This is a genomic window from Stappia sp. MMSF_3263, from assembly GCF_030733745.1.
Taxonomy (GTDB): Bacteria; Pseudomonadota; Alphaproteobacteria; order Rhizobiales; family Stappiaceae; genus Stappia.
Map to the genome: position 1 here is coordinate 1 of NZ_JASHIK010000043.1, position 11,882 is coordinate 11,882.

13 protein-coding genes and 1 pseudogene are annotated in these 11,882 nt (G+C 70.6%); all 14 read right to left on the reverse strand.

What is annotated here, in order from left to right:
- Positions 1 to 380, reverse strand: a pseudogene (locus RBB46_RS23015) (phage tail tape measure protein); the annotation flags it as partial.
- Positions 364 to 609: a phage tail assembly chaperone gene (locus RBB46_RS23020; RefSeq protein ID WP_306031412.1), complete on the reverse strand. Its 246-nt coding sequence runs from the start codon at positions 607 to 609 to the stop codon at positions 364 to 366. The gene RBB46_RS23020 and the pseudogene RBB46_RS23015, both read right to left, overlap by 17 nt.
- Positions 596 to 955 (reverse strand): GTA-gp10 family protein, encoded by a 360-nt coding sequence (locus tag RBB46_RS23025; protein ID WP_306031413.1) that lies wholly within the window; start codon positions 953 to 955, stop codon positions 596 to 598. The genes RBB46_RS23020 and RBB46_RS23025 overlap by 14 nt, the downstream gene beginning before the upstream one ends.
- A 3-nt stretch (positions 956 to 958) precedes the next feature.
- The gene (locus tag RBB46_RS23030) at positions 959 to 1,372 is read right to left on the reverse strand and encodes a phage major tail protein, TP901-1 family (protein WP_306031414.1); all 414 of its coding nucleotides are present in this window, start codon (positions 1,370 to 1,372) and stop codon (positions 959 to 961) included.
- Between the two features lie 39 nt (positions 1,373 to 1,411).
- Positions 1,412 to 1,819 (reverse strand): DUF3168 domain-containing protein, encoded by a 408-nt coding sequence (locus RBB46_RS23035; RefSeq protein ID WP_306031415.1) that lies wholly within the window; start codon positions 1,817 to 1,819, stop codon positions 1,412 to 1,414.
- Entirely contained in the window at positions 1,816 to 2,151 is a 336-nt protein-coding gene (locus RBB46_RS23040; RefSeq protein ID WP_306031416.1) for a head-tail adaptor protein, read from the reverse strand. The genes RBB46_RS23035 and RBB46_RS23040 overlap by 4 nt, the downstream gene beginning before the upstream one ends.
- Complete coding sequence (locus RBB46_RS23045; protein WP_306031417.1) at positions 2,148 to 2,717, reverse strand: head-tail connector protein; 570 nt, start codon at positions 2,715 to 2,717, stop codon at positions 2,148 to 2,150. Before RBB46_RS23045 ends, RBB46_RS23040 begins: the two co-directional genes overlap by 4 nt.
- An 85-nt stretch (positions 2,718 to 2,802) precedes the next feature.
- A complete protein-coding gene (locus tag RBB46_RS23050) occupies positions 2,803 to 4,083 on the reverse strand; it encodes a phage major capsid protein (protein WP_306031418.1) in 1,281 nt (426 codons plus the stop codon).
- A gap of 49 nt (positions 4,084 to 4,132) precedes the next feature.
- The gene (locus RBB46_RS23055; RefSeq protein WP_306031419.1) at positions 4,133 to 4,684 is read right to left on the reverse strand and encodes an HK97 family phage prohead protease; all 552 of its coding nucleotides are present in this window, start codon (positions 4,682 to 4,684) and stop codon (positions 4,133 to 4,135) included.
- Between the two features lie 683 nt (positions 4,685 to 5,367).
- Positions 5,368 to 5,553: a hypothetical protein gene (locus RBB46_RS23060; RefSeq protein ID WP_306031420.1), complete on the reverse strand. Its 186-nt coding sequence runs from the start codon at positions 5,551 to 5,553 to the stop codon at positions 5,368 to 5,370.
- On the reverse strand, positions 5,553 to 6,761 hold the full coding sequence (locus tag RBB46_RS23065) for a phage portal protein (RefSeq protein WP_306031421.1): 1,209 nt from the start codon (positions 6,759 to 6,761) through the stop codon (positions 5,553 to 5,555). Before RBB46_RS23065 ends, RBB46_RS23060 begins: the two co-directional genes overlap by 1 nt.
- Positions 6,762 to 6,881: 120 nt before the next feature.
- Positions 6,882 to 8,189 (reverse strand): DNA-packaging protein, encoded by a 1,308-nt coding sequence (locus RBB46_RS23070; protein WP_306031422.1) that lies wholly within the window; start codon positions 8,187 to 8,189, stop codon positions 6,882 to 6,884.
- Positions 8,107 to 8,709: a hypothetical protein gene (locus tag RBB46_RS23075; RefSeq protein ID WP_306031423.1), complete on the reverse strand. Its 603-nt coding sequence runs from the start codon at positions 8,707 to 8,709 to the stop codon at positions 8,107 to 8,109. Before RBB46_RS23075 ends, RBB46_RS23070 begins: the two co-directional genes overlap by 83 nt.
- A gap of 574 nt (positions 8,710 to 9,283) precedes the next feature.
- Positions 9,284 to 11,287 carry a bifunctional UDP-sugar hydrolase/5'-nucleotidase gene (locus RBB46_RS23080; protein ID WP_306031424.1) on the reverse strand — a complete coding sequence of 668 codons (2,004 nt, stop codon included), beginning with the start codon at positions 11,285 to 11,287 and terminating at the stop codon, positions 9,284 to 9,286.
- Between the last annotated feature and the right edge of the window lie 595 nt (positions 11,288 to 11,882).

Genomic DNA, 11,882 nt, shown 5'->3' on the forward strand with positions numbered 1-11,882 from the left:
ATCAGCCCCGTCCCGCCGTGCGATCCGGGCAGGGGAAAATAGCCGGGCGCCGCGACCACCCCGCCCTTGGCGAAGGGCGTGACGCCGCCGGTGCCCGTAACCGCGCCGAGCACTCCGCCGACCAATCCCGACAGCCCGCGCGCCACGCCCTGCTCCAGCGGTGCCAGAGCCGCCGACAGGGCCCGCCCCGACAGGGAGAGCGCGGCCGAGCGCAGCACCTGTTCCAGCGAGCGGCCGTCGACCAATGCCTGCCGCAACCCGCTCGACAACACGCCGGCGGCCGCACGCGAGGCCTCGCGGACCTCCTCCATCGCCGATCTTAAACGCTCCGCCTCGTCGCCGGCAGCCGTGAACCCGCCCGTCTCATCGCCTCCGGTCATCGCCCGTGCCTCCCTGTTTCGGTGTTTCGTCGGGAAAGCGGCGCATCAGCGCCACAAGCCCTGGCCGCCCCAGTCGTCCCGCGCCCGGTCCGGGCCGCATGCCGAGGCCGGCAAGGGCCGCCGCGACCTCGCGCGGCGTTGCCTTCCAGAAGGCCTCCGGCGTCCAGCCAAGCCGGCCAAGACAGGCGCCCATGACGACGTCCCAGGGGAAGGCCTCAGGCGCCGGCATCGTTCGATCCGTGCTGCTCGTTGCTTTCCTCAGCGCCGTCATCGAGGAAAGTCGCGCGCAGCAGATCGGCCGCCAGCCTTGCCGTTTCCGGCACACCGCCGCCGAACCGCGCCCGCGCCACCTCCCCGTCGGTGAATTCCGCGCCGCCGCCGCGCAGGCCCGCGCCGAGAATGCGGGTGATGTCGCGCGCCGAGAGCCGCCCGCCGGCGAAACGCTCCGTCAGCGCGACCATGTCCTCGGCGGCGAAGGCCTCCTCAAGTTCCGCCAGCGCGCCCAGCGTCAGCACCAACACGTGCCGGTGGCCCTCGATGGTCGCCTCGATCTCTCCCCGTCTCCGGTTGACCATGGCTCAGCTCCCCGTGAAGGCCAGCTGGCCGGCCGATTCCAGCGCGATCTCGTAGGTCACCTCGCCGTCATGAGTGCCGGCATAGTCGAGCGTCACCACCTGGAACGGCCCGGTGATCGCGCCGAAGCCGGGGATCACCACCTGCCAGTCGCGGATCAACCCGTCGAAGAACAACCCCCGCACGGTCTCGTCCGCCGCCTGGTCGCGAAAGATGCCGCCGCCCGAGACACCGGCCGAACGGGTGCCCGCGCCGGCCAGCAATTCGCGCCAGCGCCCGGCGCTGTCGGCATCGGTGATGTCGACGCTCGCCGCGTTGAGGGCGATGCGCCGGGCCCTCAGGCCCGCCATGGTGACGAAGCCTCCGGCCCCGTCGGCGTCGCATTTGAGAAGAAGATCCTTGCCTGCCTGCGCGGCCATGCCCGCCTCCTGTATCGACAATGAAAGAAGACAGCCGGCTCAGACGGCCGGTTCGGTGACGACGCGCAGCCGCAGCCGCCCGCGCCATGTGCGCCCGTCGGCAAGCCGCTCCAGCCGCGTTTGCGGATCGCCCGCATTGACGAGCAGATGGCCGGACAGATGCGCGCCGAGCCCGGCAAGTGCCATGCGGGCCGCGTCCATGATCTCGGCCGCCTCGCCGCGTGCGGTCCCCCGTGAATGAACGAGGAGTTCGACCTGCGCGACCTCGCCCTCCCCTGGCAGGGCGGCGAGCAAACGCGTCTCGATGCGGCCGATCTCGATGAAGGGATGCGCGGCGGCGCGCGGCGCGCCGTCCTGGATCTGGGGAGGCGTCGGCAACGCCTGCAGGCCCGCATCCTGACGCAGGCAGGCAACCAGCGCGCCGCGCAGCGCGGTGTGCAGGCTCATCGTCCCTCCTCCTGCAGCAGGCAGACCACCTCGCCCGTGCGGCGGGCTGCGCTGTCGTCGACCGCCAGCACGTGGAAAACCCGCCCGCCCTCGACCAGCCGCCAGCCGCCTGCGATCCCGGTTCCATGCCGCAGCCGGCCGACATGGCTTGCGAGGCCGTCGATCCGCCCGCCCGCCTGGCGTTCGGCAAGGCTCGCCGCGTCCAGCGCCGCGAAGACGAGGCCGGTATCGGTGAACACCGTCTGCGCCTCGCCGTCGGACGCCTCGATCCGCTCGGGCCGCTCCAACCGCATCGCACGGTCGAGCGCACCCGCTCCCTGCCGCCGCCTCACAGCCGCAGCATCCGGTAGGACGACAGCAGCACGGCAACGCCCGGCGGCATGCCGAGCACGCCGGGATCGGCCACCGCCTCGCGATGCTCGAACCAATGGGCGGCAAGCATCAGCACGGCGTGACGCAGCGGCTGCGGCACGTCGGCCGCCCCCGCGCCATAGCCTGCGATGAAGTCGATCTCGATGCCGTTGAAGCCGGAAATTCCGGCCGGCGCGCCAGCCGTCACCTTCAACCGGGGCGGCTCGGACGCCCCGTCGAGCCGGTAGGCTTGCGGATCGAGCGCCACCGGCACCCCGTCCCCGTCATAGACGGTGACCGCCTCCACCGAGGCGACAGGGGCGACCGGCAGGCGCACGATGCGCCCGGGCGGCCAGGCGTCGAGATAGAGCCGCCAGCCTTGCGTCACCAGCGCGCGGCGCGTCGCCCGCTCCACCTGGGCGCGGGCGGCGGCGATCAGCCTCCCGAGAAGGCCGTCCTCGGCCTCGCCCGTCAGGCGTAGTTGCGCGCGCGCCTCCTCCAGCGTCACCGGCTCGCCGGCCGGCGGCGTCGTCACGATCGCGGTCATGATCGTCCTTCATCGGTTGCGTGGGTGTCGGGCAAATCGTCGGAAGGTCGGGGCCACCCGCCCCGACCTCTTCTCGCGCCGCCGCTCAGGCGGAGAAGGCGAGCAGCTTGATCGCGTCGAAGTCCTGCATGCCGCCGCCGACGCGCTTGGTCGTGTAGAACAGCACATAGGGCTTGGCCGAATAGGGATCGCGCAGGATGCGCACCCCGGCCCGGTCGACCACCAGGTAGCCCCGACGAAAGTCGCCGAAGGCGATCGCCGGCGCGTCGGTGGCGATGTCCGGCATGTCCTCGGCCTCCGTCACCGGGAAGCTCATCAGGGTCGCCGGTGCGCCGACCGATGCCGGCGGCTGCCACAGATAGTTGCCTTCGCCGTCCTTCATCTTGCGCACCGCTCCTTGCGTGCGGCGGTTCATGACGAAGCGGGCGTTCTGCCGGTAGCCGGCCTTCAGCGCGTAGACGAGATCGATCAAGACGTCGCCCGGATCGGCGGCCGGGAACGCCCCGTCGAGGCCGGTCGCCACATGGCCGAGATTGCCCCAGCTCCAGGACGCCTCCGCAACGCTCGGGTAGTCGAGGAAGCCGCGCGGCCGGTTGACGCCGTCGCCATTGACGAAGGCCGCCCCCTCCTGTTCGGCGAAGGCCAGTTCCACCTCCTCGGCGATCCAGGCATCGACATCGACCGCCGCATCGTCGAGCAGCGAGGCGGTCGCCGCCGGCATGGCATAGAGCTCCATCGTCGGGAAGGCGAGTTCGGCGAGCGTCGGCGAGCCCGTCTCGGGCCGCGCCGCCGTTTCCGCCACCCAGCCCGACTGCGGACCGGCGAGCGAGAACGGCTTCTTGAAGACGCTGGCCGAGACCTGCCGGTTGCCGGCGATGGCGCGGATCGGCGAGACGCTCGCCATGCGGCGCAGGATGCCGGCCTCCGTCTCCTCCGGCACCAGATAACCGCCATCGGGGTCGGAGCCGACGGACAGCGACTTCTGCTCCAGCACCCGCAAGCCGTCCTCGCGGCCCTTGCGCATATAGGCGAGGAAAGCGGACTTGTGCTCGTCCGGCGCGCCGTTCGCCTTGTCTGCGCCCTCGCCGCGCGGCGGCCGCGCCGCCTTCAGCGCCAGCGTGTCGAGGCGCTGCTGCTGGCGGTCGAGCGCCGCGTCGATGCGGGCGAGCTTGTCGCCGGTCAGCACATCGGCCGCGCCGCGCGTCTCGATCTCCGCCAGCCGCTCGTCATTGACCTCGCGAAAGGCGGTGAAGGCGGCCCGCATCTCGTCGAGTTCACGCCGTGTCGCCTCCTCGCCGGTCACGGCCTTGGTTTCGGGCGCCTGCAGGGCCGCGGCCGGTACCGGCCGGCTGTTGCTGTCACTCATGGTCGAATGCTCCGTTCTCGGATGGTCGGTTGGAAAAGGGAAGGACGGCTCAGGCGTGCAGCGGCGACGGCCCGCCGCCGCCCATATGCCCGTCGGGGCGTCCGCCGGGCCGCGCGTCGAGGCGCGCCAGCGGATGCAGCGGGAAGGTCACCAGCGACACTTCCCAAAGATCGATGTCGTGGATCCGGCGGATGCCGCTCGCCGGGTCGCGGCGAGCCGAGCGGGTGCGAAAGCCGATGGAGAGCCCGTCGAGCGCGCCCTCCCCGACCAGCGCCACCGCATCCCGCCCGGCCTGTGTGGTGGTGACGAGCCGGCCGCTCAGATGCAGGCCGCGCGCGTCCTCCCGCACGCTTTCCCACACGCCGATGGGCCGGGCCGGGTCATGCTGCCAGAGGAAGCGGATGCCGCCTGCCCCGCGCTCGCGGATCGAGCGGCGAAAGGCGCCGCGCAGCACCAGGTCGAGCGCGTCGTCCGGCGTGCCGAAAAGGCTCGCATAACCGGAGACGCGCGCGCCCGCCGCCACGGCGGTTCGCATGCCAGCCGCCGGCCTTGCCTCCCCACTCGCCCCCGCACTCGCCGCGGCGATCTGCACAACGCTCATGCGGTCACTCCCTCTTTGCCGGCCCGCCGACGGATCGCGGCGCGAAGCGACAGCGCGAAGCGGGCGAACACCGCCCGGTGCGCCCGCCTCACATGGGGAGCGGACCGGGCGGGCACGGACCGGAAGGATGCGAACGGGAACAAGGCCGACAAGGAAGGCGCCGACGCCCGGCACCCAGCCGCCACGGCGGCACCCTGGTCGCCGCCCCCGGCCGCCGGGCCGCAGGCTGTTGACATGGATCGCGGGCGCGCGAAACCGCGCCCCGCATCACGGTGCGTCATGGTCTGGATCTCCCTTTCATGAATTCAAAACGGCGGCTGGCGAAGACCCCGCCCCGCCCTCTCACTCAGGCTGTCACACCGGGTGCAGCAAGCCTGGTTCCCGGCTCGCCCCCACTCAGGCCGCCGCCTGGGGACAGCAAGGTAGGTTCACGGCTCGCCCCCACTCTCGGCTGTCACCCCGGGCAAGCGCAGCGCGACCCGGGGCCCATTCGTTCCCAGAGCGGTAGCAACCGAGCCTCGGAACCCGAGAAACGTCCCGACCCGCTTATGCCGGCAGGAGCCCTCATGCCTGCCGAAGTTGCCAATGGATCCCCGTTCGGAGGCGGGGATGACCCCGGAGCGGAAGGGGAGCGGCCCGCGCGGGATGCGCCCGTTGGACCATGGCAGTCGGCGCGCCGCCCCCTACTCCTCGCCGATCATCCTGTTCAGCCGGGCGATGGCGTCGACGAAATCGTCGAAGCGGCGGTTGGAGCGGACCATCTCGCGCAAGGACCAGACGAGCAGGCTCGACGCGGAGCTGGCCCACAGGAACAGCACCAGATGGGCAAGATCGCCCCGGCCGCCGATATAGGCGGCAAGCGGATCCATCACGCCGCTCCCGCTTGCGTTGCACCCGCCCCCGCCACCACCGACGGAACCTCGTCGGGTTCCGGCCCGTAGCCGACGGCGATGCGCTTTTCCGCAAGGCTCAGGAAGGAGGCGCGCTCGATGCGCTCCCACAACGCGCCGCGTTCGGGCGCCAGCGCCTCGATCCGGTCGGCATCCGGCGCAAGCCTCAGGCCCCGTGCGTCCGCCGGCGCCAGGAAGCGGGCGAGCGCCTCGCCGACGCGGCCGGCGAGCGGCAGCACGGTCTGGCGCCAGAACGCCCGGTTGGCCTCCTGGTAGTTGGCATAGGTGTTGTCGCCGGGGATCGCCAGCAGCATCGGCGGCACGCCGAAGGCCAGCGCGATCTCGCGCGCCGCCTGGTTCTTGGCGGCGATGAAATCCATGTCGCGCGGGGTGAAGCCCATCGGCTTCCAGTCGAGCCCGCCTTCCAGCAGCAGCGGCCGGCCGGCATTGCGCGGCCCCTGGTAGCCGTCCTCCAGTTCCTTCTTCAACCGGTCGAACTGCTCGTCGGAGAGATTACCGGCCTCCGCTCCGCCATAGACCAGCGCGCCGGAGGGGCGTGCGGCATTGTCGAGCAGCGCCTTGTTCCAGGCACCGGCGGCGTTGTGCAGGTCGAGGCTGACCTGCGCCGCCTCGATCGGCGCGAAGCCATAATGGTCGTTGAGCGGATGAAAGACCTTGAGGTGCAGCACGCCCGGCCGGCCCTCGCGCGCCTCCGCCGCCAGCCGCACGGTGCGCCCGGCGACCGTGTAGTCGAAGCCTTCCGGCCAGCCGTCGCGACCAGGCACCACGCGCACCCGGTCGGGTCGCAACCCATGCAGCTCGCGCGGCGCGCCGTCGATGTCGACCCGCTCCAGATAGGCGTTGCCGGCGACCAGCAGATGGCCGTAGACCTCCTCCATCAGCGCCGTGCCCGAGAGCATCGCGTTGGGCCGCGCCAGTAGCGCCAGCATCGGATGCTCGTCGACCTCCCGCTCGCCGTCATAAAGCACCAGGGGCACGCTGGCGGCGGCTTCCGCGACCATGCGCACGGCGCGGTGAACGACCGGGTTTTTTGCGTATCCCTCGCGGGCAAGGGCGGCGTAGTCGCGCGGCGTCCACACCGGGCGACCGGCATGGGCGAGCGCCACGAGCGGTCCCGTACGCGAGGCCTTGGCCTCGGCGGGCGCGCGAAGAAACGAGTCAAACATGCTGCGCAAGCCCATGATATGACTTTCCTTTCCGGTGCGACTTGAGAGATTGATTCCGCTGCCTGAGATGATGATTCAGGTTTCTGGCAAAGTGATTCAAAAGCGGTTTGGAGGCTCTCTTCAGATGCTGCGCAGGCGCGGCACGCCGCCCTTCGCCAGCGCCAGTTCGTGAACCGCATAGACCAGCGCGTCCAGCCGGTCGGGCGAGCGTCCGCTCGACAGGCCGTCCGTCGTGAAATCCGTCATCTCGTCCTCCAGCGCGGCGAAATCGCCGACATGGCGCACCCGGCCCTGCTCGTAGAGCATGGCGACCGGCTCGGCCCTCAGCCACTTGCCACGCCGTGCCCGAACCTGCCTGACCGGCGCACCCGGGTCGGCGCCGGCGATCACCGCGCCGACCATGTCGCCACCCTGGTTGACCTCGGCGACGAGGCAGTCGGCATCGAGGTCGCGCCACAAGGCGACCGCCGCCCTCGCCCAGCGCGACGGCGTCGCCTGTTCAAGGCTTGCATCGGCGAGCACGTGGACAATGCCGATGGCGTCGATGCCGGCGGCGACGATCCCGCAGGCATCGGAGCGGCGCGTCGCGCTTGCAGGCGGATCGACGGCAACCACGATGCGCACAAGGTCCGGCGCGCCCTCGACGCGGATCCGGTCCAGCCCCTCGCGCGACCACATGGCGCCCTCTCGCGCCTCCACCAGTTCGCCGTCCAGTTCCTGCCGGGCGAGCCGCGTGCCGTGATAGCGGGCGCGGATCGCGGTGACGAAACCCTTCGCCAGATGCGCCGCGTTGGCCTCGGTCGGCGCGGTGACGACGCGGGTTGCCGGGTCGGCGATCAGCCGTTTCAGCAGCGGGATCGGACGCGGCGTGGTGGTGACGAGCTGGCGCGGCCTTGTGCCGAGCCTCAGGCCGAATTGCAGCATGTCCCAGGTCTCCTGCGCGTAGCGCCACTTGGCCAGCTCGTCGCACCAGGCAAGGGCGAATTGCGGCCCCCTGAGCGCATCCGGGTCCTCGGAGGAAAACACCTGCGCCACCGCACCTGAGGGCCATTCCAGCCGCCGCCGGGAGGGCAGCCATTGCGGTCGTTCATGACGTGGATGCACGCTCATCAATCCGGAGACGCCCTCCACCATCACCTCGCGCGCATCCATCTGCGTCTCGCCGACCAGCGCGATGCGCAAGGGTTCGGCCGCCCCGGAGCCGGACCGCGCGGCCCGCTCCACCGCGCCGCGCAACCATTCGGCGCCGGCCCGGGTCTTGCCGGCTCCGCGCCCGCCCATCAAGAGCCAGGTGCGCCAGTCGCCCTCCGGCTCGCTCTGGTGATCATGCGCCCACAGCGCCCAGTCATGGCGCAGGAACTCCAGCTCGGCCGGACCGAGGCCTGCCAGGAATTGCGGTAGCAGGCGTTTTCCGGCACAGGCGCTCAAGGCGCTTCTCAAGGTCCCGCCTGAGGACATCGGCATCCCTTTCCGCCCCCTCGTCCTCGGTCGAAAGTCCGCCGCGCAGCTCGATCAGGATGTCGAGTGTCTTGGCAAGGCTGCCGAGCGTCCTTGCGTTGCGCTCCACCGCGGCCGGGTCGAAGGCCGGCGCCATGCCGTCGTTTCCGGCCGCGTCCTGAAACTGGACCTCGACCGCGCGGACCTGCGCCTCGAAGGCGGCGATCAGCCGCGCCACCATGCGGGCAAGGCCGCGTGTGTCGCCGCTTTCCATCAGCGCGCGCAACTGTTCCTGACGCACCCAGCTCTCGGCCCGAACGCGCCGCTCGACCGTTGCCCTTGTCACGCCGAAGCGCTCGGCAAGCTCGGCGGACCCTCGCCCCTCGTCCTCGTAGAGATGCCGTACCTGGCGCCAGACATCGGGGGCGAGACGCAAGTGCTGTTTACGGGCCGGCCCCGGTCCGGGTGCGGCCGCGCCTTGTCCGTCCGGGTCCTGTCTGGTCCCGCTCATGCAACTCTCCATGGTCGGCGATGTCTCTTGCAAGCGCCGGCAAGCCCCGGCAGGCGTGCGTGGGAGCTCTCCTCTCCGGCGGGAACGAAGCGCCGGGAGCATGCCTCCCTCTCGGCTGTCACCCCCGGCTTGACCGGGGGTCCATCGGCAACCCCGGCAGTGGAATGGCGCGAGGCGCGGGCCTCCCCTTCGGCCGTCATCCCCGGCTTGACCGGGGATCCATTGGCAACCTTGGCGGTCGTAAGGAACGTCAGCGGTCGCGCCAGGCCCGCAGCGCAACCGCCTCGGCCTCATCCCACTCGCTCTGGGAACGAATGGGCCCCGGGTCGCGGCTTCGCCTTGCCCGGGGTGACGGGTTGAGGGCGTGGCGACGATGGAGGACTACCCCAAAGAAAACGGCGGCCGGGCCTCTCGACCCGCCGCCGTGCTGAATTCCGTGTAGCCGCAACTCTGCGACCATGCCTGAACCCTACCCGACCAGCGTCACGCTGTCAAGGATTATTTTCCTAGGCTCATTTTCTCACCCCGCCGGAAATCCCGGCGGGGCGTGTCGGCCCTTTCGCGGCAGGCAACCTCAGGCGACGACCACCAGGCGGCCGTCGAGATCCGCGCCTTGCGCCCGCGTCACCGTGCCCATCTCGCGGATCGCGGCGATCAGCTCGTTGCGGTAGACGAGGCCGGTGTTCTCGAAGGGAAGCGCCCGCAGGTCCGGGCTGGCGATCCCGCCGGCAACGCCGCCGCCGATCGGCTTGCCGTTCCAGGCTTCCGAGAAGGCGCCGAGCATCACATAGGTGTTGAAGGCGAAGCGGAAGGGCTTGTCGAGCACCTCCTCCACCGGGCTGCCGGCAAGGGTGATGTCGACGGCGCGAGCCTCGGCCGCCGTTGCGCCCAGCTCCACCTTGTAGCGGATGCCGGAGGAAACATGCAGCAGCCCGCGCGAGACGAAGGCGGAAAGATCCGCGCCCGCCACCTCGTCCGGACGCAGCAGGCGCTTGGCGTTGGAGGTCAGCAGGTCGCGGATCTGCGCCCCCGTCATCGTCGCGATCTCGACCTGGTCGGCATAGGGCATGACGTCGAACCAGGCGCGGAAGCTGAGCGGCTCGCCCGGCGCGATGCCCTTTGCCAGGCCCGTCGCGTTGAACAGGGCGAAGTCGACCGCCCCGCCGGGGAACGAGGCCGACTGGCGCACCAGCGTGTCGTTCATGAAGTTGGCAAGCGCCGTCTCGCCGATATAGCGGGTCGCCTGGGTCTCTTCGGTCGAGACCGGGGCATCCCGGGCGACCGAGCCGATCACCTCGGCCAGCTTGCCGTCGAGCGCCGCGATCATCGGCGCCATCACCGTCTCCTCGAAGCCGGCGTCATAGTCACCCTCGTGCTCGAGCGCGGCGTAGCCGTCCGCCCCTTCCGCCACCGTGTCGTCGCGCTTCTTCACCGGATGCAGCGCGACGCTGGAGAACCACTTGTCGCGCCCCTCGCCGGCGGCGATCGACATGGCGATCTCGCCGAGGAAGGCGCCGTTCGCCTTGGCCTGGGTGAGCAGCACGCCGGAGACCATGTTGTCGGGATCGATGCCGTCGGTGTTGAGCTCGGTGTGCGAGTGGCCACCGATCAGCACAACCGGCTTTGTCGCCAACGGACCGATCGCCTCGGCGATGGCGAAATCGCCCTCGCCGATCTCGCGCAGGGAGCCGGCCTTGCCGGACTTGTGCATGCCCTTGCCGTAGCCGCAATGGGAGAGGATCACCACCACGTCGCAGACCGCCTCGACCGCCTTGTAGACATTCGCTAGCGCCTCGACCGGGCTTGCCACCCGCATCGTCGGATCGGCCTTGGTGCCGGTGCGGATGTCGATATTGGTGGTCAGCCCGATGACGCCGACGCGCAGGCGGTTCGCCTCGATGATGGCGGCCGGCACATAGTCGCGGTCACGCGCCAGATGGGCGGATCCCGCCACATTGGCCGAAAGCAGCGGGAAGGCCGCGTCGCGGTCGATGCCGAGCTTCAGCTGGGCAGCGCCCCGGTCGAACTCGTGATTGCCGAGCACGGCGATGTCGATGCCGGCGGCCGAGGCCGCCCGGTAACCCGCATCGACCACGTATTCCGCCTCGGCCCAGCCCAGCAGCTCGTCGAAGATCGAGCCGGTGTGGTCGTCGCCGCCGGACAGGAACAGGACCGTCTCGTTGGCGGCAGCGGCGGCGCGCGCCTCCTTCACCCGCTTGACCATCTGCGCCATGCGGTGGGTGTCGCCGCGCTTGGCGTGCATGTCGGTCATGTGGTTGTGCATGTCATTGAAGTGCATCAGCCGCAGCACGTGACGCTCGCCCTCGGCCAGCTGGCGCTCGGGCACCGGCGCGCCGTCCTCGGCGACGATCGTCGTGACGGGACCGGCGAGCGGATCGCCCTGCAGCAGGAAGACGCGCTCGGCCGCGCCCGCCGGGTTGGGACGGGCGGCGACCATCCGCAACTCGCCCGGCCCGGGCGTGGCGTCGGCGCGGCGCACCAGCACCGGCGACAGGGCGGCCAGCGCGCCAAGGCTCGCGGCGGAAGACAGGAAATAGCGACGGGTGAAGGATGTCATTGCGGACCTCTCGCGGTATGCGTGAGCCCGTCTCATTTCAGGGACACATCTCAGCCGTGTGACGGTTCCGTGTCCGCCCACAGGAGCCAAGGCCTTGTGAGCACTTTTAAATTCACGCTGCGGAAAGTTGCCTGACGGTGCGGATCATCGCACCCGCTCCGTTCCTCCCTTGCCTCACAGGCCGTCATCCCGGCCGCCTTTCCGCGCCGCCAATGTTGCGCCGGCCTTCTCCTCCTCTCCGGCGTCACCCCCGGCCGCAGGTGCAGCCGGAGAGCCGGGAACCAGAGGCAACCCGGGCGACGTGACAAAACCTCCGGCCTCGCCCCCTCTCAGCCCGTCATTCCCGCCTCCGAGCCGGGCCTGTCGGTAGTCCGTGCAGTGGGATGGCGCGAGGCGCGGGCCTCCCCTTCGGCGGTCATCCCCGGTCAAGCCGGGGATCCATTGGCAACCTTGGCGGTTGCGAGGAACGCTCGACCGTTGCGGCAGGCCCGCAGCGCAACCGCCTCGGCCTCATCCCGCTCGCTCTGGGAACGAATGGGCCCCCGCTCTGCGCTTCGCTCCGGCGGGGGTGACGGCCTGCAAGCGGGGTGGCGGT